This is a genomic window from Sphingomonas yabuuchiae (assembly GCF_014199595.1).
GTDB classification, from domain to species: domain Bacteria; phylum Pseudomonadota; class Alphaproteobacteria; order Sphingomonadales; family Sphingomonadaceae; genus Sphingomonas; species Sphingomonas yabuuchiae.
Map to the genome: position 1 here is coordinate 423834 of NZ_JACHNX010000002.1, position 24896 is coordinate 448729.

Here is a 24896-nt window from a genome sequence, read left to right on the forward strand (position 1 = left end):
TTCACGAGGGGAGGTTTTCCATGCGTAGCGTTCGTGCTCGCCTGCTATCCAATTTCGCCATCGGTGTTTCCACCGTCGCCCTGACCCTTCCGGCCGCCGCACTGGCGCAGGATGCCGCCGCGACGATGGGCAATCCCGGCCCGGCCCAGACCGATCCCAAGGCGCCGACCAGCGGCCCGACCGACCCCGCACAGGGCGACGGCGATATCGTCGTCACCGGCATCCGCGCCAGCTTGCGCCAGTCGATCGACATCAAGCGCAATGCGCAGGGCGTGGTCGACGCGATCAGCGCCGAGGAGATGGGCAAGTTCCCCGACACCAACCTGGCCGAGTCGCTCCAGCGTATCACCGGCGTGTCGATCGACCGCTCGAACGGCGAAGGCCAGTTCGTGACGGTGCGCGGCTTCGGCGCCGAATATAATCTCGTCACGCTCAACGGGCGGCAGATGCCGACTTCGACCATCGGCGACGGCAACAGCGCGCCCGGCTCGCGCTCGTTCGACTTCGCCAACCTCGCCTCCGAAGGCGTCGCCGCGCTGGAGGTCTACAAGTCCGGCCGCGCGACGGTGGCGTCGGGCGGCATTGGGTCGGCCATCAACATCCGCACGCCCCGTCCGCTCGACAAGTCGGGCCTGCGCGGCTCGATCTCGGCGCGCGGGGTGATCGACACCTCGCAGAACGGCGGCAAGGATATAACGCCCGAAGTGTCGGGCATCTTCTCCGACACCTTTGCCGACGACCGGATCGGCGTGCTGGTCACGGGCGCCTATCAGCGGCGCAATTTCAGCCAGAACCAGGCCAATGTCGGCTGGCGCGACGGCTATCTCGGCTCGGAGAACAATTGGGGTTCGCTGGCGCAGCAAGGCGATCCGCGCTACGCCAACATCACCAACCGGCCCGGCGCCAATGACGTGTATCAAGTGCCGCAGAACGCCAGCTACAACATCGTCAACGGCCGCCGCGAGCGCATCAACGGCCAGGCCGTCCTGCAATTCCGCCCGATCGACGATCTGACCGCAACGGTCGACTATACCTATTCGCAGAACACCTTCGACATTCGGGACAACAATGTCGGCATCTGGTACAACCATAACGACACGTCGAGCGCCTGGACCAACGGCCCGATCGCCGAGCCGGTCTTCTATACCGAGCGCTTCACCGCCGCCGAGGCCAAGGACCTGGCCTATTCGGCGACGCAGACCTCGAGCCGCAGCATCAACAAGTCGCTGGGCGGCAACCTGACCTGGAAGACGCCGGGCGGCGTCACCCTGTCGATCGACGCGCATCACTCGACCGCCGAGTCCAAGCCGGACAACCCTTACGGCAACAGCAACTCGGTCGGCACCGCGATCTTCGGCGTGCAGAGCCAGACGATCAATTTCGACAACAAGCTGCCGGTCATCTCCTTCGCGATGCAGCCGGGCATCGACCCGCTGAACGCCGCGAACATCGTCCCCACGGGCAGTGCCTTCCGCAATTCCTATTTCCGCGACGAGATCAATCAGGTCCAGTTCCGTGGCCATTACGACCATGAACAGGGCTTCCTCGACAGCCTGGACTGGGGTTTCGACTATACCGACAACAAGGTGCGCTCGGCCTATAGCGTGCTTCAGAACGACACCTGGGGCGGCACCGGCGGCGACAGCGCGGCTCAGCGTGCGGCGGCCGCCGCCCTGATCCCCGACGATCTGTTCCAGCAGATCAGCGTGCCCGACAAATTTTCCGGCATCGGCGGCGCGAACAATGCGGCGATCGTGAAGTCCTTCTATGGCTTTAACCTGCCGTCGATGGTGTCGCTGCTCGACAAGGCCTATGGCATTTGCGGGGGCAACGGCCAGTGCCTGATCCCGTACACGACGGACTCGCGCATCCGGGAGAAGACCGTCGCGCCATACTTCCAGTTCAATGGCAAGATGGACCTGTTTGCGCGCCCCGCGCACCTGATCGCAGGCTTGCGGTTCGAGAATACCGACGTCTCGGCCTCCGCGCTGGTGCCGACCCCGGTGGGTGCGCGGCAGAACTCGCAGAACGAGTTCAACATCCTGTTCTCGGGCAGTGGCTTCACGACGTTCAAGGGCCGCTACCAGAACTGGCTACCTTCGGTCGACTTCGACTTCCAGCCGCTGGAAAACGTCAAGCTGCGCGCATCGTACAGCCACACCATCACCCGCGCCGATTATGGCAGCCTGCAGGGCGGTCGCAACCTGGATCAGTTGTTCCGCATCGGCGGCGGCACGGGTCGGGTCGGCAACCCCAACCTGATCCCGTACAAGTCGAAGAATATCGATCTGTCGGCGGAGTGGTATTACAAGCCGGACAGCTACATCTCGGTCGGCTTCTTCCACAAGGTCGTGTCGAACTATATCGGCAATACGCAGGTCAACCTGACGGTGCCCGGCCTGACCTCGCCCACCACGAGCTTCAACGGTGTGACCCAGAATGGCCCGCGCTATCAGGCGGCGATCAACGCGCTGGGGGCCAATGCCACCTTCGCGCAGATCCGCGACTATATTGGTGCCAACTTTCCCGGCGGCGTGGTCAACGGTACGATCGTCGCGCAGCCCAATGATCCGCTGGTCAATTTCGTCGTCACGACGCCGTTCAACAGCGATCAGACCGCCAAGGTCGACGGCTTCGAGTTCGCGATCCAGCACAGCTTCTGGGACACCGGCTTCGGCACGATCCTGAACTATACGATCGTCAACGGGAACCGGAACTATGACAACCGGCAACCCGCCAGCGTGTCGCAATTCGCGATCACCGGCCTGTCGGACAGCGCCAACGCGGTCCTGTTCTACGACAAGTTCGGTATCCAGGCACGCGCGGCCTATAACTGGCGCCGGGGCTATCTGGCCGGGGCGGGCATCAACCCGGTCTATGTCAACACCTATGGCCAGTTGGATGCCAGCGCCAGCTATGCGCTGACCAAGAGCGTCGCGATCTTTGCCGAGGGCATCAACCTGCTAGGCGAGAACCGCAGCGGCCACCTCCGCTCGGATCGTAACGTCAACTTCGTGACGAAGCAGGATGCGCGCTACTCGGCGGGCGTGCGCTTCACCTTCTGACGATGGGAAGCCAGCTTTTCCGCCGAGGAATGGCTGGCTTTTCGCGGACCATATGGGCAATTTGCGGGCTTGGAAGACGGGCCGGGGATCGGGACTGCGGTGGACAAGGCTATCACCCGGATCGTGATCGTCGGCGGCGGCACCGCCGGATGGCTGGCCGCCGCCCGCATCGCCGCCGCCACCGCCGGATCGGTGACGGTCACGCTGATCGAATCCCCCGACGTGCCGACGCTCGGGGTTGGCGAAGGCACCTGGCCGACCATTCGCGGTACGCTGGAGCGGATCGGCATCACCGAGACCGAGCTGCTGCTCGCCTGCGACGGGTCGTTCAAACAGGGGACTCGCTTCGACCGATGGGCGACCGGCGCGAGCGATGATCGCTACTACCATCCCTTCGTGCCACCGATCGATGCCGACCCCGCCGATCTGCCCGGCGATATCCCCTATGCCCTCGCCACCTGCGCCCAGCCGCTGGTCTGTGCCGAGGACCTTGCCCCGCGCCAGCGTGGGATGCCCGATTATGCAGGCGCGCTGAACTATGCCTATCATCTGGATGCGACGAAGCTCGCCGCGCTGCTGACCCGGCACGCGACCATCCGTCTGGGCGTGCGGCATATCCGCGATCACGTCACCGGGGTCGAACGCGGCGGGGACGGCGGCATCGCGGCGGTCCATATCCGCGGATCGGGGAGCGTCGCGGGCGACCTGTTCCTCGACTGCACCGGCCATGCCGCGCTGCTGATCGGCGATGCGCTGGGGGTGGAGACGGTCGATGCCTCCTCCATCCTGTTCAACGACCAGGCGCTCGCGGTGCAACTGCCCGTCGCGCCGGGCAGCCCCGTCGCGTCGCAGACCGTGGCGACCGCCCATGGCGCGGGCTGGATCTGGGACATCGGCCTGCCGACCCGACGCGGGATCGGCTGTGTCTATGCCTCCGCTTTCATGAGCGACGACGAGGCGGAAGGCGTGTTGGCCGAATATTGCCGCCGGATTTCGGGCGATAGCCCCGCCCCGCGTCGGCTGACCTTCCGCTCTGCCTATCGGTCCAGGCCCTGGACGGCCAATTGCCTCGCCATCGGCCAGTCGGCGGGGTTCATGGAGCCGCTGGAAGCTTCGGCCATCGTGATGATCGAGTTGGCGCTGGATGCACTGCTGGACGATTTTGCCGTCGACACCGGTCTGATGACGATCCAGGCGCGGCGTTTCAATGCGCTGGCGACCTATCGCTGGGAAAGGATCGTCGACTTCCTGAAGCTGCACTATGTCCTCAGCCGACGCGATGAGCCCTATTGGCGGGCGCATCGCGATCCCGCCACGATACCCGACCGACTGGCCGAGATGCTGGCACTGTGGCGCTATCGCAGCCCGTCCGCGCTCGACCTGCCTATGCAGGATGAACTGTTTCCGGCGGCCAGCTATCGCTACATCCTTCGCGGTATGGGTTTTCCCGCCCCCCTGCCCTCACCCGTGCCGCGCCCGCATCGGCCCGACCTGCCAAGCCAGCTTCGCCAGATCGACCAGCGCGGCCGTGCGCTGGCGGCGAGCCTGCCGACCAACCGCGCCTATCTCGACGCCCTGCGCGCCGAACAGGCCCCCCTTTCCGAGAAACGCGCCTGATGTCCCGCCACGAAGCCCTCAACCCCGACGACCACCGCGACCTGCGCATCCAGGAGCGCCGCGACGCTGCGCTGGGTGATGCCCGCATGGTCTGCATTGTCGTGCCCGCCGAGTTCCGCGCGCTCCAGGCCGAATACCCCATCCTGTTCCGCCTGAACGAAACCCGCGACCGGTTCAGCGCGCTGGCCATGTTCGGGTTCGAGAATGGCGAGAATCTCTATCTGGCGGATGGCCGCTGGGACGCGCGCTACCGCCCCCTGGCGATCGATATCCAGCCGTTCCTGATCGGCGGCCGTCCCGATGAGGATGGCCCCAAGCAGATCCATGTCGATGTCGACTCCCCCCGCATCGCGACCGGCGACGAAGGCGTGCGCGTTTTCGACAAGCATGGCCGCCCCACGCCCTATCTGGAACGGGTGATCGAACAAATCGGCGAACTCGACCATGGCTTTCGCGAGTCAGGCGATTTCTTCGCCGCGCTCCAGCGTCACGAGCTGCTCGAGCCCTTCACCCTGGAGGTGACGCTGGAGGATCGGTCGGACAACCGGCTGGTCGGCTATCACATCATCGACGAGGCACGACTAAACTCGCTGAGCGGTACGGCCTTGGCCGAGCTTCAGGCGGCGGGCCATCTGGAGCCTATCTATATGGCGATGGCTTCGCTCAGCCAGTTCAGCGCCCTGATCGCGCGGCGCAACCGGCGGGCTGCGCGTGGCTGACGCCGATCCGGGGCGGCTGACCGCCCTTCCCCCGGTGCCCGAGGTGACGGTCGCCGATGCGGCCGAACTCGACCGGGTGCTGTGCGCCGCCGACCGCCCCTTCGTCGTGCGTGGGCTCGCCACCGACTGGCCGCTGGTCCAGGCCGGGCGGCGTTCGGCGGAGGCGGCGCGGGCGTATCTGCTCGACCGTCATCGCGACCGGCCCTTCACCGTCTCGGTCGGCGTGCCGGGCAGCGGCGGGCGGCTGTTCTACGACGACGCCATGGCGATGAACTTCCGCATGATGGAGGCGCGCCTGCCCGAGATCTTCGCCCGCATCGCGGAATTTGCGGGCCGGCCCGACGCTCCCTCCATCTATCTCGCCTCGATCGACATGCACCAGTTTTTCGACGGACTGCACGAGGCCAACCATATCGATCTGGGCGAGCGCGAGCTGCTGGCCAGCATCTGGATCGGCACCCGCACCCGGATCGCCGCGCATAATGACGTGCCGCACAATCTGGCCGTCTGCGCGGTCGGCCGCCGCCGCTTTACGCTCTTTCCGCGCGAGCAGTTCTGCAACCTCTATCTCGGCCCCGTCGACAATACACCAGCGGGCCGCGCGGTCAGCATGGTCGATTTCCACGCCCCCGATTTCGAGCGCCATCCCCGCTTCGCCGACGCGCTGGAAACTGCGCAGGTCGCCGACCTGGCGGCGGGCGACGCGGTGTTCATCCCCGCCCTCTGGTGGCACCATGTCGAGGGGACCGAGGATTTCAACGTGCTGGTCAATTACTGGTGGCGCGACGCGCCCCGCTGGCTGGGCCAGCCGCAAGAGGCGCTGAACCACGCGATGATGACGATCCGCGACCTGCCCGCCGACCAAAAGGCGCATTGGCGCGCCATGTTCGACCATTATGTCTTCGCCAATGACGATAGCGTGGTCGCCCATATCCCCAAGGGCGGGCGCGGCATATTGGATCCGATGACGCCCGACCTGGCGGGTCGCATCCGTGCCTTCCTGCTGCGGGCGCTCAGCCGATGAGCACGCCGCGCCGGATCGTGATCGCCGGGGGCGGCACCGCCGGTTGGATGGCCGCCGCCGCCATGGCTCGGACGCTGGGCCGTGCGGTCACCGTCACGCTGGTGGAGTCGGACGCGATCGGCACGATCGGCGTCGGCGAGTCGACCATTCCGCCGATCATCACCTTCAACCGACTGCTCGGGATCAACGAGGCCGAGTTCATGGCCGCGACCCAGGCGACCTTCAAGCTGGGCATCCAGTTCGACGGGTGGAAAGGGCCGGAGGACCGCTATTTCCATTCCTTCGGCCTGACCGGCAAGGATCACTGGGCAGCGGGGTTCCAGCATTTCTGGCTGGACGGCCTCCGTCGAGGGCATGACGCGCCCTATGACGATTACTGCCTGGAACTGATCGCCGCGCGCGAGGGCCGGTTCGCGCATCTCCCCGACGAGCGGATGAACTATGCCTATCAGCTCGACTCGACGCTCTACGGGCGCTTCCTGCGCCGCATGGCGGAGGGCGACGGCGTGACGCGGATCGAGGGGCGGATTGCCGAGGTCGCGCTGAACCCCGATAGCGGCGACATCGCCGCGCTGGTGCTGGACGACGGGCGGCGGATCGAGGGCGACCTGTTCCTCGACTGCACCGGTTTTCGCGCGCTGCTGATCGACCGCGCGTTGCATGTCGGGTTCGACGACTGGAGCCATTACCTGCCCTGCGACGCCGCCGTCGCGGTGCAGACCGAAAGCGTGCGCCCGCCCGTCCCCTATACCCGCGCCATCGCGCATGAGGCCGGGTGGCAATGGCGCATCCCACTGCAACACCGGGCGGGCAACGGCATCGTCTATTGCAGCCGCTACATGGATCACGACGCGGCACGCGAAAGGCTGTTATCCACCGTCGAGGGCCAGGTGCTGACCGAGCCCAACATGCTGCGGTTCCAGACCGGCGCAAGGCGCAAGCAATGGCATCGCAACTGCATCGCGGTCGGCCTGTCGGGCGGGTTCCTGGAGCCACTGGAGTCGACGAGCATCCACCTGATCCAACGCGCGATCCTGCGGCTGATCCGCCTGCTCCCCGGCGGCCCGATCAGCCCACATGATGTCGCCGAGTTCAACGATCAGCAGATGACCGACATGCTGCAGATCCGCGACTTCCTGATCCTGCACTACAAGATCCATGAACGGCGCGACTCCGCCTTCTGGCGGCAATGCGCCGACATGGAGGTACCCGACAGCCTGGCGCACAGGATAGCGCTGTTCCGCGAGACGGGCCGCGTCTTCCGCCGCAATGACGAGCTGTTCGCCGAGAACAGCTGGGTGCAGGTGATGATGGGCCAGGGCATCAAGCCGGAGAGCCATCATCCGATCACCGCGCGGCTGTCCGACGAGGAGTTGGACCGGCTGCTGACCACGCTGCGCCAGAATATCGCGACGACGGTGCGCAGCCTGCCGCCCCATGCGGACTATGTCGCGCACCACTGCGGCACGGCGGCCTGACCGCGCCTATGCCGCCGCGCCGCCGCCAGTCCGTCACCATCCGTCATGTCGCCGCCGATGCGGGCGTCTCGCTCCAGACCGTCAGCCGGGTCATCAACAAGGAACCCAATGTCCGCCCCGAGATGATGGAGCGGGTCCAGGCGTCGATCGCCAGGCTGGGCTATGTCCCCTCGATCGCGGCGCAGCGCATGGGGGGATCGCGTTCCTATCTGATCGTCGCGCTCAACGACCGGGAACGCACCATCGCCGACTGGCGCAACCGGCAGGGCACCGACTGGGTCGACCAGATGATGCTGGGGGGTATGCTGACCTGCGCCGAGCATGGCTATCGCCTGATCGTCGAGCTGGTCGATACGCATAGCGACCATATCGAGCGCGAGTTGCTGGCCGCGATCGCCGCACTGCAACCCGATGGCGTGATCCTGACCCCGCCGCATTCCGAGAACCCGTTGATCAACGGCTTGCTGGAGGCGCAGGGGATCAGCTTTGCGCGGATCGGTTCGCTCAAGCCCGGCCCCGGCTTTGCCCTGTCGCTGGACGATGAGGGCGCGGCGCGACAGGCGACCGATCATCTGATCGCGCTGGGCCATCGGCGGATCGGCTTCATCGCCGGGCCTGACGAGTATGAACTCAGCGGTTGGCGGGTTGCGGGCTGGCGTGCCAGCATGGCGGCGGCGGAGCTGGCTTGCGAGAGTCTGTTGGCGCAGGGCGATTTCAGCTTCGCCTCGGCGCGCGCCGCTGCCTCGGCACTTTTTGACGGCGATGTTGCCCCAACGGCGATCATCGCCAGCAACGACCAGATGGCGCTGGCCACGCTGGAACTGGCACGCGAACGGGGGTTTAGCGTACCGCGCGACCTGTCGCTGGTCAGTTTCGACGACACCCCGATCGTCCGCTTCGTCCATCCCCCGCTGACCGCCGTGGTCCAGCCGATTGCCGCCGTCACCGCCCGCGCGGTCGAACTCATCATCGCCGAGCAGGCCGGTCAGGACGTACCGAGCGTGCCGGTCATCACCCCCGCCCAACTCGCCATCCGCGCATCCACCGCTCCGCCGAGGGAGGACAAGCGCACCGACATGCGATAGGCGTAGTTTGAGGGACTTGGAGGCGACATGCGAATATTGGTCACAGGATTGGGCGACATTGCGCACAAGGCCTATCTGCCGGTCCTGTCGGCCATGCCCGACCTCCAGTTGCACCTTGCCACCCGCAACGCGCAGGTGCTTCAGCACGCCGGGCGCAGCTTTCGCGTTGCCGGACTTCATTCCAGCCTGGATGAAGCGCTTCGAACCGAGAGCTTCGATGCCGCCTTCGTTCACGCCGCGACCGATGCGCATCCGGCGTTGGTGCAGCCCCTGCTCGACCGGCGCATTCCGACCCTGGTCGACAAGCCGCTCGCCGACACACTGGACGAGGTCGAGCGGCTGGTGGCACTGGCGCAGCGGCAGGAGACGCTGCTGACCATCGGCTTCAACCGCCGTTTTGCCCCCGGCCATGTCGCGTTGAAGGCCTTGCAGGGCGACCTGATCGTCATGGAAAAGCATCGCCATCGACAGCCCGATGCGCCGCGGCGGGTGATCTTCGACGACTTCATCCATGTCGTCGACACGCTGCTGTTCTTGGCGCCCGGCCTGGTCCTGCGCCGGACGATCGAGACGCATGTCGAGCAGGGCGAGCTGATTTCGGTCACGCTGATGCTGTCAGGCGACGGCTTTACCGCGATCGGGACCATGCACCGCAATAGCGGGCTGAACGAAGAGCGGCTCGACGTCATCGGCGACGGCCTTCGCCATTCCGTCCTCAACATGGCCGAGGAACGGCGCATGGACGGCGGCGAATGGCATCGGCGCCGGGGCGACTGGACCACGGTCGGCAAGCAGCGCGGGTTCGAGGCGATGTGCGCCGAATTTCTGTCCGCCGTCAGGGAGCGCCGCCCGACTGACGCCGATGCGATCCTGGCGACGCATCGACTGTGCGAGGCGATCACCCGTCACGCCGAGGGTCTCTGAACCCTTGTCACAGCTACGTCCTATACCACTGTTCAGAAACGAAAATCCTGGTTTCTTCCGCGACATGGCTTTGCCGATGACGCGCGCCTTCAACCACCTGATCGCGGGCGAGCATTTTGCCCGGCGTTTCGGTCGCTGGCCGCTACCGGCAGATGCGCCGGACGCTCTTATCAACGACGTCATCTTCGCTCGCATGATCGACCCGGACTGGTCGCCGCTGCACCGCGCCTTTATCGACAAGGAAACGGCCAAGATCGAGGCCAGGCGCCTTTGCCCCGGCATCGCCGCCCCGGAAACGCTTCTGGTCATCCCCATCTCGGCGGTGGAGTCGGTCGAGCATCTGTTTCACCTGCTCGAGCCCTTTATAGGGACTGATGCCGTCGCGAAGCCAACCCACGCCAGCGGCGCCGTGACGTTCCTGCGTGACCTGAGACAGCCCACGGACCTGAACGCCCTCTACGACCTGTCCCTGCGCGACTATTCGACGCTGTTGCGGGAGATGCAATATGCCGGGCTGGACCGGAAGATCATCGTCGAGGCGATGATCCCGACCCATGTGCCGGGGCCGCCCGACGATTACAAATTCCACTGTGTCCACGGCCAGCCGCTGCTCTGTCAAATCGACCATGGCCGCTTCGGGGCGTCATGGAGCCGCCTTTTCCACGTACCCGACTTTGCACCGATGGACGAGCGCGATGGCCTGAATGCTCCGGCCAGTTTTTTCCCTGCCGATCGCGAGCGGCTCGACAGGATGATCGCCATGGCCGAGGCGCTGTCGGCGCCCTTCCCGTTCGTCCGCGTCGACCTGTACGACGGCGACGACGGCATCTATTTCGGCGAACTGACCTTCACCCCCGCCGCCTCGCTGGGCATCGCCCCCTCAGCCGCCGGGGTTCATCGGCTGAACGCGACCCACCGTATCTATAGTCGCATCCTGATGGACGCGCTGGCCGCCAAGGGGACGGATTAATCGGCAAGCTGCTTCGCCACCAGCGGCGCCACGCGATCGGCGATATGCGAGACACCGGTCGCATTGGGATGGACCCCGTCGCCCAGCATCAACTGCCGCTGCCCCAGCACACCCTGAAGGATGAAGGGGTCGAGCGCGGCCTTATGCTGCCTTGCAAGATCGGGCCATATCGCGTTGAACCTGTTGACGAAATCCGGCCCCAGATTGGGCGGCGCCATCATGCCGGTCAGGATCACCGGGATGCCGCGACGGTCGAGCTCGTCCAGCATCGCCGCCATGTTCGCGCGCGTCTCGGCCGGATCGACCTGCCGCAGCACGTCATTGCCGCCAAGACCCAGCATCACCAGGTCGGGCTTGGTCTTCATCCTGTCGAGCGTATAGGCCAGCCGCCGTCGTCCGTCGGCACTGGTATCGCCCGACACACCGGCATTCACCACCGTCGCATCGATACCCTGGCCGCGCAGCCGCGCCTGGATCGCATCCGGCAGGCTTTGCCCGCGCTGGAGACCGTAACCCGCATAAAGGCTGTCACCGAAAGCGAGCACGACGCGCTTCGGCCCCGACACCGGCACGCTGGGCGACGTCGCGGTAGAGGGCGCGGGCGTGGCCGTATTGGTCGCGGACAATGGCTCATCGCTCCGGCTGTTGCAGGCCGACAGGAGTGCGGCGGCTTGGAGAAGCGCGGCCCCGGCCACATATGGCATCTTCATCATCTCTGGCGTGGAATCCCCGCAACTATGGTCGCAGGCAATATGGTCATCCGGGCCACGGATGTAAGGCTGACGCTGGGCGGGGCCGCGCCGGTTGAAATCCTGAAGGGCATCGACCTGGAGGTGGCGGATGGCGAAAGCCTGGCGCTGCTGGGCGCCTCGGGATCGGGCAAATCCTCGCTGATGGCGGTGCTGTCCGGGCTGGAGCGCGCGACCTCGGGACGTGTCGAAGTCGCGGGCACCGATTTCGGGGCGCTGGACGAGGACGGTCTGGCCATCGCACGGCGCGGCCGGATCGGCATCGTCCTTCAGGCCTTCCACCTTCTGCCTACGATGACCGCGCGCGAGAATGTCGCGGTGCCGATGGAGTTGGCCGGGGAAACCGACGCCTTCGCCCGTGCAGAAGACGAACTGGCGGCGGTCGGGCTGGCGCATCGGCTCGACCATTATCCCGCCCAGCTATCGGGCGGCGAGCAGCAGAGGGTCGCCATCGCCCGTGCGCTTGGCCCGCGTCCCCGGATCGTCTTCGCCGACGAACCGACCGGCAATCTTGACGGCGCCACGGGCGTGCGCGTGATGGACCTGTTGTTCGATCGCCGCGCCGCGACCGGCGCGACCCTGGTCGTCATCACCCATGACCCTGCGCTCGCGCGACGCTGCGACCGGGTGGTCGAACTCGCCGATGGTCGGATCGTCGCGTGAGCGGTTGGGCGCTGGCCTGGAAGCTCGCCCGGCGCGAGCTGTCGGTTCGCTTCCGGGGACTGCGGCTGTTGTTGCTTTGCCTGTTCCTGGGCGTCGGCGCGCTGGCCGCGATCGGCAGCCTGGGCGATGCGATCGGCGGCGAACTGGCGGCGCGCGGGCGAGTGCTGCTGGGCGGAGATCTGGAATTTGCGGTGTCGCAACGCCGGGCCGATCCGCCCGAGCTGGCGGCGATGCAGGCAGCCGGGCGCGTCTCGGAAACCCAGCGAATGCAGTCGATGGCGGTCACGGCGAAGGGGACGACCGCGCCCGTCCAGTTGAAGGCGGTCGACGCGGCCTACCCCCTCTACGGCCAATTGACCCTGACCGATGGGCAGGTTGTACGAGCACCGAACGCCAAAACCGTGTGGATCGGTCGCGGACTGGCAGAGCGTCTGGCGATCAAGAAGGGCGACGTGCTTCGCTTCGGGACGGCCCCGTTCCGCGTCGGCGGGATCATCGCGGACGAGCCCGATCGGCTCGGTGAGGGCTTTACGCTGGGGCCGGTGGCCATCGTGTCGCGCGGCGGGCTGGACCGCACCGGGCTGATCCAGCCCGGCAGCCTGTACGAGAGCAAATATCGGCTTGCCACGACCCATGATTCCTCGCGGACCGCCAAGGCGTTCGAGCGGCGCTTTGCGACGGCCGGATGGGAAACGCGGACCCGCGACCGGGCCTCGCCGGGCGCCAGCCGCTTCGTCGCGCGAATGGCCGAGTTCCTGACTTTGGTCGGGCTGGCCGCGCTGGTTATCGCGGGGATCGGGGTCGGCAATGGCGTCAGTTCGTACCTGGAGGCGCGACGCTCGACGATTGCGATGCTGAAGGTGCTTGGCGCGACATCGGGGTTGGTGGCGAAAGTCTATCTGCTGCAACTGCTGGCTGTCGCCGGGGTCGGCATCCTGCTCGGCCTGATGGCGGGGATCGTCGCGGTGCCGTTGGTCGGGATCGCCGTCGGAGCCGTGTTGCCGGTGGCGCCGGGGCTGACCATCGCGCCGAGGCCGCTGGCGCTGGCCGCCGCCTATGGCCTGCTGATCGCGCTGGCCTTTTGCGCGCGGCCGCTGGTCGCAGCGGGCAAGGTTCCGGCCGCTGCCCTGTTGCGCGGCGTTCTGGACTCGCGGTCCGGTGGGGGATGGCGGGGTAGCCTCTGGGGTATGGCAGCGGGCCTTCCCGTTGTGGCACTCGCCCTGTCGACCACCGAACGTCCGGGCTTTGCCGCCGCCTTTCTGGGCGCGACCGCCGGGACGCTGGCCGTGCTGGTTGCGATCGGCGTGGCGGTTCGCGCCGTCGCGCGTCGGCTCCCCCGCCCGCGCCGCCCCTTGCCGCGGCTGGCGCTCACCGCGCTCTATCGCCCCGGTTCGCGGACCGTATCGCTGGTCGTCGCCCTCGGCCTCGGCCTGACCCTGTTCGTGCTGCTCGCCAGCATCCGCACCAGCATCGATGGCAATATCCGCCGTTCGGTCCCGGCCCGGGCACCCGCCTTGTTCGCGCTCGACGTGCCGCCCGAGCGTGAGGCCGCATTCCGCAACACGGTCAGGTCGGTTGCCCCCACGGCCCGCATCGCCACCGTCCCATTGATGCGCGGCACGATCACCGCCTATGGCACGACGCGGGTCGCCGACCTCAAGTCGATCCCCGACGGCGCATGGGCGCTGCGGGGCGAGCGTGGGCTGACCTTCGCCGCGACCCTGCCCCCCGGCAGCACGCTGACCGCCGGGCGGTGGTGGGACGGAGTGGAGCAACGCCAAAGCCTGGTGTCGATCGACGAACGGCTGGCCAAAGCGCTGAACCTGCGGATCGGTGACCCATTGACCGTTTCGGTACTGGGTCTGGAGCGCACGGCGCGGATCGCATCGTTCCGGCGGATCGCCTGGGACACGCTGGGCTTCAACTTCGTGATGGTCTTTTCGCCCGGCGCGCTACAGGACGTGCCGCACAATCTGGCGGCGACGATCGACATGCCCGCCACGCAGGGCTCGGCCGTCACGCGTGCCTTGCTGCCCCGTTTTCCGTCCACCTCGGTCGTCGAGGTCGGCGGAGTGCTGAAGCAGATCCAGGACGTCGTCGGGCAGATGGCGACCGCCATCACCGTCGCGGCCGGGATCGCGGTGCTGGCGGGGATCGCCGTGCTGCTCGGCGCGATCGCGGCGGCGCGGGCGGCGAGGACCTATGATGCGGTCATGCTGAAGGTACTGGGCGCGACACGGGCACAGGTGCTGGCGATGCAGGCGATCGAATATGCGCTGCTCGCGGCCATTGTCGGGCTGGTGGCGCTGGTGCTGGGCGCGGGCGGCGGGTGGTTCGTCGTCACCCGCATCTTCGAGTTCGAGTGGCTGCCCGACTGGAGCGTCATCCTCGCCACACTGACGACCGGCGCGGTAGTAACGGTGGCCATCGGCGTGGCCGGAACCCTGCCGGTGCTGCGGGCAAGGCCGTCGGCGGCGCTCCGGGCGCTTTGAGGCCTACCAGCCCATGCTGCCCGGTCCGCCCTTGAACGGCCCCGCCAGATCGGCCGTGATCCAGCCGCCATAGAAGCCGCCCGGCTGCGGCCGGACCTGCTCGCCGTCAATCGTGCAATGGTCGAACGGCGCGGCGTAGAAGGCGAGATGATCGCGCAGGATCGCAAAGCCCGGCGTCGGGTTCGGATAGCTCCACGCGACGTCGCGGAGCAGCGTGCCGCCCAGATCGACATGCCAGTAGATCGCCTCGCCCTTCCATTCGCAGAAGGACCGCCGATCCGATCGACGCAGCACGCGCTGGTCGATATCGGCGGGCGGCAGATACCAGCTAGGCGGGTGGCTGGTCTCCAGCGTCCGGACGGCCGCGCGGGTATCGGCGATCACGATACCGCGATGCGCGATCCGGACATGGCGCGCGCTCGGCTCGGCGATGGCGGGGCGCGGATAGGTCCAGACGCTTTCCTGACCGGGGCCGACGGGATCTGGCTTGGGCTTCGTCATGGCACGATAACGTGGTGCAACGCCTCCGGCTCCGCGACGGACGGATCGACCATGCCTCCCTATAGCGTGGCGGAATAGAGCGCGTGATGCGTCAGGATGAACAGCCGCCCCGGCTTTCCTTCCACCTCTTCCTTGCCCAGCACCAGTTGCAGCGGCCTTTCGGGCACGTCGATCCGCCTTAGCAGCGAGCCGTCAGGATTGTAGACGAAGACCTGCCCGTTCGCGACATAGAGCCTGCCCGCCGCATCTCGGACCGCACTCTCACCCCCACGCTCGGCCAGCACCCGCAAATCGGTGACGCGCCCGCCCTCGCCGACCCTTCCGGCATAGGTCCGGTTCTCCGAGCCGTTGGTCAGCACCACCTCGCCCCCGACCGGCGCGGGCGCGAAGCCATAGGCGTCGAGCGTGTCGGACCAGCGCCAGCCCTGATGATCGTCCGGCCCCTGGTTCCACACACGAAAGGCGGGCAGCACCAGCGATCCGTCGGGCGAGACATATTCCTGCACCTTGGCCGCGCCCATCTTGGCGGCGAACATCTCGGCCATGGTCGGATAGCTGTAGCTTTTGGGATCGATCCGGTCGGCAAATTCGCCATTTTCCCAGACATTGACCGGCAGCAGCGTCTGTGCGCCCGAATGCGCCCGGACGGGGGTCGACGGGATCACGGTCACCGCCGCCGGAGCAGACGGGTCGATGCTGTACACACTGCCGTCGCGTCCGGCCGAGGACTGGACCAGCAGATGGCCGGACCGATCGACCGCCAGATTGACCGCATCCAGCGGAGCGTCGGCGACGATATTCAGCCCCTTCGCCTCCGACCAGCTATGGATACGCTGGAAGAAGCGATCGATGAAGTACAGCGTCCCCGTCGCATCGACCGCCGCCCCGGCGATCGAATAGAAACCGTCCGCCAGCTTGCTGACACCCGGCGACACCGGGACCGCCGATGCCGTCGCCGCGCTGGCGGGAGCGGGCGGCACGTCGAGGCGGGCAAACTCCCGCTCGCGCACCTCCGTTTGGCGCGTCATATCCTTGATCGCATTCTCGAACGGATATTTGCTCGCGCGGAGAAAGGTGCCGCAGCCCTTGGCGTCGCAGCTGGCAAAGCCGCTCTCGGCATTCACATGGACGTTGCGGAAACGGATATCGCCTGAGTCGTACAGCTTGAAGGCCGCATCCATCGGCTTGGCGGTGCGGGTGACGCGATAGCCGTGGTAGTTGGCGAACAGGATGTTGCGGCTGTGCCGGAATTCGGTCGACACGGCGTTGACGCCGTCACGCACCTCCTGCTCGGTCTGCGGGGCCAGGAATTCCCAATTGGCGACATGATCGAGCACGATCTCGGCCCGGTAATGATGCTCGGCCGACAGTTGATAGACATGCCCCGGCGTCGTTGTGTTCGAGACGTAGAACCCCGCCGAGGCCAGCGTATTGGGCGACCAGAGCGCATTGAACGTGCCGCCGCCGCCGTCCGTCACCCAGATGCTGGGATGTTGCCCGTCGAACCGCGCCCGCTGGTCGCCAAAGCCGATCGGGCTGCCTGGCGTCAGCACCGTACCGCCGCCGCCCTGGATCTTCACGTCATCGACCAGCGATGCCTCGCCCGCCTTCCACAGCAAGGCGGTGGCGCGCGGATTGACCCCGCCGGTCCACAGTCCCATGCCCGAGACGATCCCTACGCCGCCCTTCGCACTTTCGATCAGCGCCTTGGCCGATCCGACCCCGCGATAGCCCGGGGCATCGTCCGCCAGATAGATATGGGTCAGGCTGGGGTGCAGCGCGATAAGCACCGTGTCGGGGCGCAGCCGCAGCGTGTCGCTGACCCGGTAGCGGCCCATCGGCAGATAGAGGACGCGGTGCGTGTCGATCGCGCGTTGCAGGGCAGCGGTGTCGTCGGTGGTGTCGTCGCCCTTTACCCCCAGATCGCGGACATTCGCCCAGGCCGCGACCGGCGGCAGCGCGGGGATGGCGGGCTTGGCTCTCGCCGGCGTCCGGCCCAGCGGGCTGATCTTCACATCGGTCGCGAATTCGCCCATCTGCCCAAGCTCGGGCACTTTCAGCCCATAGCCGAAATCGGCGACGCGGTAGCGCGGCCCCGCGCCCGCCACCACCCGCCCGCTGTCGCGAAACTTCGCGAAGACGGGCGTGGCGATGCCGATCGCATCGTCGAAACCGATCTGGGTAAAGACGCTCTTTTCCGAGGAGATGACGACGCCCGCATCGCGGACATTCTCGAACCGCACCTGCTTGCCCCAAAGCGAGTCCGAATAGCCCCGGTCGATCTCGATCCCGACCGGCGTGTCGCGGATGGCGACGTTGACCAGCGTCAGGTCGACCTCATGCTCCCGGATCGCCGCCTCGCGCTGGCCGGTGAAGTCGCTGTCGATCAGCGTGAACTGCCAGGCGGGCGAGGTCTTCTCGGTAACGATACCATATCGGCCGCCGAAAAAGCGCAGATTCTGTGCGGCATTGCCTGCCTGATAGACACCGGCAAAGCCCGATCCGATATGGAAGTCGACATGACGGATATAGCCATGCTGGGCGACGCGAAACCGCACCCCGACCGCCCCCGCATTGCCCTCTCCGATGCGGAAATCGACATTGGCGAGCGCGGAATAGAAGGTCGAGGAGGTGGCGTCGTACAGCGTCGGATCGAACGGCACCGTCGTCGGGACAGGCACCGGCGGCTTGCCCGATCGATACTGGTCGTCGCCTGCAAAGGTCATCATCGCGGCGATGCCCGAGCCGAAGCCCGGCGTCGCATCGGCCAACAGGATCTCGGGCCGGGTCGGACCGACCCCGAACAGGCGAACGCCCGAGCGCACGACGATCGTGCGGCTGATCCGATAGCGGCCCGAGGGCAGGAAGACGATGCCGCCATGGCCGCCCTTGGCCGCTTCGTCGATGCCCTGCTGGATCGCGGCGCTGTCATCGGCGCGCCCGTCGCCGACGCCGCGAATGGTGATCGCGCGCGGATCGGCGGGGGCGGTGCGATAGATGGAGGTCGAGGACCGGGCGGCAGCAGGGACCGCCATCAGGGGTGCAGCGGCCATCACCACCGCCGCGCTCAGCAGCCAGTTCGTCTTCATTGCCCTCTCCTTGTATCGGTGGGCCTCAGCGTAGCGGCACGGCGACCGGCGTCGCCAACCTGGATCAGGCGTGGAGGCTGAGCGCCTGCGCCGCGATCGCCACCTGCGTCCGGTTGCGCACGTTCAGCTTGCGCATCAGCGCGGTCATGTGCGCCTTCACCGTCGCCTCGGCGATGCCCAGATCGAACGCGATCTGCTTGTTGAGCATCCCCGAATGGACGCCGCGCAGCACCTTCATCTGGGTTGGGGTCAGCCGTGCGAGCGAGGGCGCTTCGGCGCTCGTGCTCAGGGGTTGGCAGGCCGTCGGACGTGTCCCTTCCATCGTCATCCTCCACTATGCGGCCCGGCTGGGCCAAAGGCTGTCGGTCGTGTGCGCCGACATGATCCCGCGTCCGTTGCGACCCAATCTATGTGGATTCGGTTGGACAGGTTTTCATCATGCTCCCGCCAATTGCCCCGGATCAAGCCCTTTTCTATTGCCCGGACCCAAAAACCTGTCCTACAGATTAGTGGTAAAGTCCGGCAGGCGAAGACGCCGCCATGGACCAAGGAGGGGTGTCGATGCGCGATCCGCAGAGCTTGAACCACATCACGCGCTTGAACCAGATGACGTGCGGAGCCCGCCCGTGACCGGCGAGGATATCCGCCTGATCGCGTCCGCGCTGGCGGGCATCCTGCTCGCCGTCCTGATGATCGTGAAGGGGCGGCTGCATCCGTTCATCGGCCTGCTGTGCGGCGCGTTCGCGGTCGGACTGCTCGCCGGGCTTCCGCTCGCCGATATCGCCAAGGCGGTGCAGAAGGGTGTGGGCGACATCGTCGGCGGGACCGGCCTGGTCGTGGCGCTCGGCCTGTCGCTGGGGGCGATGCTGCACCTGTCGGGCGCGGCAGCGGCTCTGGCGCAGAGCGCATTGCGGCTGACGGGCGCTAAGGCGGCGCCCTGGGCCACTTTGGGCATCGCGATCCTGATCGGCCTGCCACTGTTCTTCGAGACGGGCCTTGTCCTGTTGCTCCCGATCGTCGTGGCGGCGGCGGAGGCGATGAACACGCCCGATAGCGAGGCGCGCGATGCCGCCAAGCTGCGCCTCATCATGCCCGCGCTCGCCGGACTGGGCGTCGTCCATGCGCTGGTGCCCCCGCATCCCGGCCCGCTGCTGGCAGTCGAGGCACTGGGGGCCAATTTGGGGCGGACGATGCTCTACGGCATTCTAGTCGCCATTCCGACCGCAATCATCGCGGGGCCGGTACTGGCGCGGATCGTCACGCCGGGCGTCCGCCTGGCGCCGCCCGTCCTGGGCGACCACCGGCTGGACATCGCGGTACCAGGGCGCGGGGCCGCGTTGTTCATCGTGCTGCTGCCCGTGCTGCTGATCGCAACGGGCGAGTTGGGACAGCTTGCCACAGGCTTGAAGGGCGCCGCCTGGCTGGTCGCGGCGAGCAATCCGGTGATCGCGCTGCTCGTCACCAATCTGCTCGCCCTGCCCCTGTTGTTCGGACGGCGGCTGCGCGAGGCGACGATCCAGGACGCGGTGTGGCATGAGACGATGGGCGCGGCGGGGGCGATCCTGCTGGCGATCGGCGCGGGCGGCGCGCTGAAGCAGGTGCTGGTCAGCGCAGGCCTGTCGGATCTGCTGGCCCGGCTGGTCACCATGTACGCCATCTCGCCGCTGTTGCTCGGCTGGCTGGTCGCGGTCGGTATCCGGCTGGCGGCGGGGTCGGCGACGGTTGCGACCATCACGGCGGTCGGCATCATGCCGGGCGTGGTCGCCGGGTCGGGCGTCTCCCCCGAACTCGTGGTCCTCGCGATCGGCGCAGGCTCGGTGTTCTTCAGCCATGTCAACGATCCGGGCTTCTGGCTGGTCAAAAGCTATGTCGGCACCAGCACCGCCGACACGTTCAGGACCTGGTCGATGCTGGAGACGGTCATCTCCGTCGTCGGCCTCGCGCTGGTGATGATCTTGAGCCATATCGTCTGAAGCGAGGGCGACGATGAACGAAGGGCGGCTGGCGGACCGGGCCTATACGGCGATCGTCCGCATCATCAATGACGAGGGGCTGGCCATCGGCGACCGCCTGCCCTCCGAGGCGAGGCTGGCCGAGACGTTCGGCATGTCGCGCACCATCGTGCGCGAGGCGCTGGCCCGACTGGCATCGGACGGGATCACCGAGGCGCGGCGCGGCGCGGGCTCCTATGTCAAGCGCCGCCCGTCCGAGCGGCTGGGCACCCATATGCCGATGGACGAGCTGGCCAAGACGCTGGGCACCTATGAGGTGCGGTTCGTTCTGGAGGCGGAGACCGCACGGCTGGCGGCACTGCGCCGGTCGAGCGAACAGATGGAGGCGATCGAGCAGGCGCTGGCCGCGCTACGCGCCGCGCTCCTGTCCGAGGCGCCCGCGCATGACGAGGACTGGGTGCTACACCGCACCATCGTCGAGGCGACGGGCAATTCGGCCTTCATCCCCGTCTTCGACCATCTTAAGGACGAGGTGATGCACATCCTGCGCGCCGGGGTCGACATCTCACGCTCGCGCCCGCCCGAGGTGATCGGCGCGATGATGGATGAGCATGACGCCATCGTCGAGGCCATCCGGGGCCGCGATCCCGACGGTGCGGCCCTGGCGATGCGCTGGCATCTGTCGCAGGGGCGCAAGCGGCTGATGCCGTGAGCGTCTCAGGCGCCCTTCACCCACCCGAGCGCCTGGGCGGCCAGCGTTTCGGGCGGCAGTCCGGCATCCAGCGTCAACGCGCATTCGTCCGCCGTCGGCCGCTCCAGCGTCGCCAGCTGGCTGTCGAGCAGGCTGGGCGGCATATAATGGTCCTTGCGCCCGTTCATCCGCCTGGCGATCTCCTGGGCATCCGTGTCGAGAAAGACGAAGTACAGCGGCACGCCCGCCGCTGCCCGCAGACGCTCGCGATACACCCGGCGGAGCGCGGAACAGGCGGCTATGGCCGTCCCGCCGTTCCTCGCAGTCTTACCGATCGCCGCGCCGAGACGATCCAGCCAGGGCCAACGATCCGCGTCGGTCAGGGCATGGCCGGTGCGCATCTTCGCGACATTCTCGGCCGAGTGAAACGCATCGCCTTCCAGCACCGGGCAATCGAGCTGCGCGCCCAGCCGCTCGGACAGGGTGGTCTTGCCCGTGCCGCTGACGCCCATCACCACGATACCATGGGCGCGTGCGCCTGTGCCGTTGCCGTCTTTCGCCTTCACCCGCACCCCTTGTCGTTAGCATCGGCACTGTCGGCCATGCCCGTTCGACCCTCGCTATCGCGCCTTGGACGACAAAGGCCATTACGACCTTTGTCGCAGTCGTGCCGCAGCGTCGCCTTGCCTATCCCAATTGCCCTGCCCCCGATCCGTTCCGCCCGATAAGGATGACCGCCATGCCGCGCCCGCTTTCCCTTGCCGTTCTGGCGCTGCTCGCCGGAACCGCTGCGTCGCCGGTCTGGGCCGGTCGCCCTGCCTCCGTCTTCACCCGCGCGCCCGCCGATCCCCGCGCGGTGACGGTGCAGGCGAGCGGTAACGGTCGGAGCGACGATGGCGCGGCGATCCAGCAGGCGATCGACCAAGTGGCGGGTCAGGGCGGCGGCGGGATCGTCTTCCTGCCCTCCGGCCGGTATCGGCTGACCCGTACGCTCTACATGCGGCCAGGCGTGCGCCTGTTCGGCGTGGGCAAGACGCGCCCCGTCTTCGTCCTAGCCCCCGCCACCCCCGGGTTCCAGCAGGGCATCGGGACCATGGTCTTCTTCACCGGCACGCTGCCCCCCGAAACGGGCAAGGACGCAGCGCCGGTCCCCGTGCCGCCGCCGACCAGCGTCCCCTTCGACAAGAGCATCGCCGACGCCAATTCGGGCACCTTCTATTCGGCCATGGCCAATGTCGATTTCGAGATCGGGGCGGGCAACCCCGCCGCGACCGCCGTCCGTTTCCACACGGCGCAGCACAGCTATCTGGCGCATATCGACTTTCGGTTGGGCGATGCGCTGGCTGGCATCTATCAGGTCGGCAATCTGGGACAGGATTTGCACTTCCATGGCGGGCGCTACGGCATCCTGACCGAGAAGCCGTCTCCCGCCTGGTCCTACACGCTGATCGACTCCAGCTTCGACGGACAGCGCGACGCGGCGATCCGCGAGCATGAGGCGGGGCTGACCCTGGTCAACACGGTGATCCGCAACGTGCCCGTCGGGATCGAGATCGACCGGGGCTATGGCGATTGGTTCTGGGGCAAGAAGGTCCGGTTCGAGCGGGTGGCGCGCGCAGGCATCGTCATCAGCAACGAGGACAATGCCTATACGCAAATCGGCTTCCAGGACGCGACCGCGAGCGACATGCCGGTCTTCGCGCAGTTCCGCGACAGTGGGCGGACGATTACCGGCCCCGCCCGACGCTACCGGATGCGCGACTTTTCGTATGGTCTGGCGGTGCCGTCGCTTGGCCAGACGGGGCGCTATGCGACCAAGGCGGATGCGGTGCCGCTGTCCGCGTCGGTATCCCGCGAGGCTCCCGCGATCCGCGCCCTTCCGCCGGTCGAACGCTGGACCAATGTCCGCGACCTCGGCGCCAAGGGTGACGACACGACCGACGACACCGCCGCGCTGCAACGGGCGATCGACACGCACCGCATCCTCTATTTCCCCGCCGGTTTCTACCGGGTCAGCGACACGCTACGCCTGCGCACCGACAGCGTGCTGATCGGCCTCCACCCCAGCCTGACCCAGATCGTCCTGACCGATGACAGCCCGGCCTTTCGGGGCGTCGGCAGCGCGAAGGGACTGATCGAGAGCGCCCAGGGGGGCGACGCCATCATCTCCGGCCTTGGTCTCGCGGCGGGCGGGCGTAATCCGCGGGCCGCGGCGTTGCTCTGGCGCGCGGGCGAAGGTTCTCTGGTCGATGACGTCAAGTTCCAGGGCGGGCACGGCACCTTCCGCGCCGATGGCAGCCGCTTCGATCCCTATAATGCCGACCACACCGGCGATCCCGACCCGAAGCAGCGCTGGGACGGCCATTATCCCAGCCTTTGGGTGATGGACGGCGGTGGCGGTACGTTTAACGGGCTATGGACTCCCGACACCTATGCCTCTGCCGGAATGCTGGTGTCGAACACCGAGACGCCTGGCCATGTCTATCAGATGTCCGCCGAGCATCATCGCCGCGCCGAGATCGTGCTCGACCGGGTGGCGCATTGGGAGTTCCTTGCGCCCCAGACCGAGGAGGAAGCGGGCGAAAGCCGCGATGCCGTCGCCTTTGAGCTACGCAACGTGCGCGATGTGCTGTTCGCCAATCTCCACGCTTACCGCGTCACCCGTTCGCTTCAGCCCGCCAAGGCGGCGATCGCGCTGTACGGCCGGAACGACATCCGCTTCCGCAACGTCCATGTGAATGCCGAAAGCGGCTTTGCAACCTGTCAGGCGGATGGCTGCGGCACCTATTTGCGGGCCAGCAAATATCCTTACGAAAATGCGATCCGCGACATGACGCGCGGGGCGGAGGTGCGCGAGCGCGAGTTCGCGACGCTGGACGTCACCCCCGCCACCCTGCCCGCGCCCTCGCCCAGCCTGACGCCCGTCCGGCGGCTGGCGGACGGTTTCTATTCGCTCGGCGGCGGGGCGGCCGATGCCAGCGGCAAGCTCTATTTCGTCGATCGCTATTTCCAGCGCATCCATGGCTGGAGCGAGGCGGAAGGCCTGTCGGTCGTGTCCGACGCGCCGCTCGACCCGGTGAACCTGGCGGTGGATGGCTCGGGCAAGCTGCTGGTCCTGTCGTCCGCGGGGCCTGCCGCGACGGTCTATAGCATCGATCCCAAGACCCCCGCCGCCGTGACGCTCCTGACGCCGAGCGCCGCGACACCGCCGGGCGCCCGGATCGCCCTGCCCGGCAGCCTCTGGGTCAATGGCGAGTTTCGCGATCAGTACGACCCCGCCACCGACCGGTTCACCACCCTGGCCGAGATGTTCGCTCGCGACATCGGCCAGCCCAAGCCGCTATCCTATGTCGCACCCGATGGCAGCATCGCCCTGCCCGCCTTCCGCGTGTGGCAGCAGGGGCCAACCGATCATCGCGGCTGGCGCTTTTCGGACACGCTCGACACCTATGGCCTGATGGCGGCGCGCCCCGGCACCCGGATCGCCATCGCCAACGGGTCGGAGGACCGGACCTATACCGGGCTGGTCGGTGCGGGCGGCGCCGTGACCGAGCTGAAACCCTTCGCCCATCGCGGCGGCGAGAGCGTCGTCACGGGCACGGACGGGCGGGTCTATGTCGCGAACGGACAGGTCTTCGTCTATGACGCAGCAGGGACCGAACTCGGCCGGATCGACGTGCCCGAGCGTCCCTTGCAGCTGGTGTTCGGCGGCACCGACGGACGGACGCTGTTCATCCTGACCCATCATGGATTGTACGCGGCAGAGCCCTGAGCCGCCACGATACCGACTATGGTCGTAGATGCCGCCCCTTCGTCCCTGCGGTAAAGCGGGCGGGAGACGGAGGGGCCAAAGATCACCGGCCACGCTCTGCGATTC

Annotated in this window: 18 protein-coding genes; 13 read left to right on the top strand and 5 right to left on the bottom strand. The window is 67.1% G+C overall.

Annotated elements, in window-relative coordinates; all coding sequences use genetic code 11:
* Nucleotides 1–20: 20 nt before the first annotated feature.
* The 8 genes from GGQ89_RS05130 to GGQ89_RS05165 all read left to right on the top strand — a co-directional run bounded on the left by GGQ89_RS05130 (nucleotide 21) and on the right by GGQ89_RS05165 (nucleotide 10882).
* On the top strand, nucleotides 21–3065 hold the full coding sequence (locus GGQ89_RS05130; protein ID WP_184104588.1) for a TonB-dependent receptor: 3045 nt from the start codon (nucleotides 21–23) through the stop codon (nucleotides 3063–3065).
* 99 nt (nucleotides 3066–3164) lie between these two features.
* A complete protein-coding gene (locus GGQ89_RS05135; protein WP_184104590.1) occupies nucleotides 3165–4682 on the top strand; it encodes a tryptophan 7-halogenase in 1518 nt (505 codons plus the stop codon).
* A complete protein-coding gene (locus tag GGQ89_RS05140) occupies nucleotides 4682–5401 on the top strand; it encodes a SapC family protein (protein ID WP_184104592.1) in 720 nt (239 codons plus the stop codon). Before GGQ89_RS05135 ends, GGQ89_RS05140 begins: the two co-directional genes overlap by 1 nt.
* A complete protein-coding gene (locus tag GGQ89_RS05145) occupies nucleotides 5394–6425 on the top strand; it encodes a cupin-like domain-containing protein (protein WP_184104594.1) in 1032 nt (343 codons plus the stop codon). Before GGQ89_RS05140 ends, GGQ89_RS05145 begins: the two co-directional genes overlap by 8 nt.
* Entirely contained in the window at nucleotides 6422–7903 is a 1482-nt protein-coding gene (locus GGQ89_RS05150; RefSeq protein ID WP_184104596.1) for a tryptophan halogenase family protein, read from the top strand. The genes GGQ89_RS05145 and GGQ89_RS05150 overlap by 4 nt, the downstream gene beginning before the upstream one ends.
* Nucleotides 7904–7911: 8 nt before the next feature.
* Nucleotides 7912–8988, top strand: coding sequence for a LacI family DNA-binding transcriptional regulator (locus tag GGQ89_RS05155; protein WP_184104598.1), 1077 nt, complete (start codon nucleotides 7912–7914; stop codon nucleotides 8986–8988).
* Between the two features lie 27 nt (nucleotides 8989–9015).
* Nucleotides 9016–9912 (top strand): Gfo/Idh/MocA family protein, encoded by an 897-nt coding sequence (locus tag GGQ89_RS05160; protein WP_184104600.1) that lies wholly within the window; start codon nucleotides 9016–9018, stop codon nucleotides 9910–9912.
* 64 nt (nucleotides 9913–9976) lie between these two features.
* Nucleotides 9977–10882, top strand: coding sequence for an ATP-grasp fold amidoligase family protein (locus GGQ89_RS05165; RefSeq protein WP_184104601.1), 906 nt, complete (start codon nucleotides 9977–9979; stop codon nucleotides 10880–10882).
* Here the strand turns inward: GGQ89_RS05165 and GGQ89_RS05170 are convergent.
* Entirely contained in the window at nucleotides 10879–11595 is a 717-nt protein-coding gene (locus GGQ89_RS05170; RefSeq protein ID WP_184104603.1) for an arylesterase, read from the bottom strand. The genes GGQ89_RS05165 and GGQ89_RS05170 overlap by 4 nt on opposite strands.
* A 39-nt stretch (nucleotides 11596–11634) precedes the next feature.
* Here GGQ89_RS05170 and GGQ89_RS05175 point away from each other — a divergent pair, with 39 nt between their 5' ends.
* Both GGQ89_RS05175 and GGQ89_RS05180 read left to right on the top strand, forming a co-directional pair.
* The gene (locus GGQ89_RS05175; protein WP_240456502.1) at nucleotides 11635–12294 is read left to right on the top strand and encodes an ABC transporter ATP-binding protein; all 660 of its coding nucleotides are present in this window, start codon (nucleotides 11635–11637) and stop codon (nucleotides 12292–12294) included.
* Nucleotides 12291–14786, top strand: coding sequence for an FtsX-like permease family protein (locus GGQ89_RS05180; RefSeq protein ID WP_184104607.1), 2496 nt, complete (start codon nucleotides 12291–12293; stop codon nucleotides 14784–14786). Before GGQ89_RS05175 ends, GGQ89_RS05180 begins: the two co-directional genes overlap by 4 nt.
* 3 nt (nucleotides 14787–14789) lie before the next feature.
* On the opposite strand, the gene GGQ89_RS05185 is transcribed toward GGQ89_RS05180, so the two are convergent.
* From GGQ89_RS05185 to GGQ89_RS05195, 3 genes are all read right to left on the bottom strand, one after another.
* Nucleotides 14790–15287 (bottom strand): DUF427 domain-containing protein, encoded by a 498-nt coding sequence (locus GGQ89_RS05185; protein ID WP_184104609.1) that lies wholly within the window; start codon nucleotides 15285–15287, stop codon nucleotides 14790–14792.
* Between the two features lie 59 nt (nucleotides 15288–15346).
* Entirely contained in the window at nucleotides 15347–18376 is a 3030-nt protein-coding gene (locus GGQ89_RS05190; protein WP_184104611.1) for a glycosyl hydrolase family 28-related protein, read from the bottom strand.
* A 64-nt stretch (nucleotides 18377–18440) separates the two neighbouring features.
* Nucleotides 18441–18698: a helix-turn-helix domain-containing protein gene (locus GGQ89_RS05195; protein ID WP_206362765.1), complete on the bottom strand. Its 258-nt coding sequence runs from the start codon at nucleotides 18696–18698 to the stop codon at nucleotides 18441–18443.
* 304 nt (nucleotides 18699–19002) lie between these two features.
* Here GGQ89_RS05195 and GGQ89_RS05200 point away from each other — a divergent pair, with 304 nt between their 5' ends.
* Together GGQ89_RS05200 and GGQ89_RS05205 are read left to right on the top strand one after the other, a co-directional pair.
* The gene (locus GGQ89_RS05200; RefSeq protein WP_184104613.1) at nucleotides 19003–20349 is read left to right on the top strand and encodes a GntT/GntP/DsdX family permease; all 1347 of its coding nucleotides are present in this window, start codon (nucleotides 19003–19005) and stop codon (nucleotides 20347–20349) included.
* A 13-nt stretch (nucleotides 20350–20362) separates the two neighbouring features.
* Nucleotides 20363–21040, top strand: a complete 678-nt coding sequence (locus GGQ89_RS05205) for a FadR/GntR family transcriptional regulator (protein WP_184104615.1) — start codon at nucleotides 20363–20365, stop codon at nucleotides 21038–21040.
* A 5-nt stretch (nucleotides 21041–21045) separates the two neighbouring features.
* Here GGQ89_RS05205 and GGQ89_RS05210 read toward each other — a convergent pair whose 3' ends face one another.
* Nucleotides 21046–21585: a gluconokinase gene (locus GGQ89_RS05210; RefSeq protein WP_338112338.1), complete on the bottom strand. Its 540-nt coding sequence runs from the start codon at nucleotides 21583–21585 to the stop codon at nucleotides 21046–21048.
* A 164-nt stretch (nucleotides 21586–21749) separates the two neighbouring features.
* Here GGQ89_RS05210 and GGQ89_RS05215 point away from each other — a divergent pair, with 164 nt between their 5' ends.
* Nucleotides 21750–24791 (top strand): glycosyl hydrolase family 28-related protein, encoded by a 3042-nt coding sequence (locus GGQ89_RS05215; RefSeq protein WP_184104737.1) that lies wholly within the window; start codon nucleotides 21750–21752, stop codon nucleotides 24789–24791.
* The last annotated feature ends 105 nt before the right edge of the window (nucleotides 24792–24896 follow it).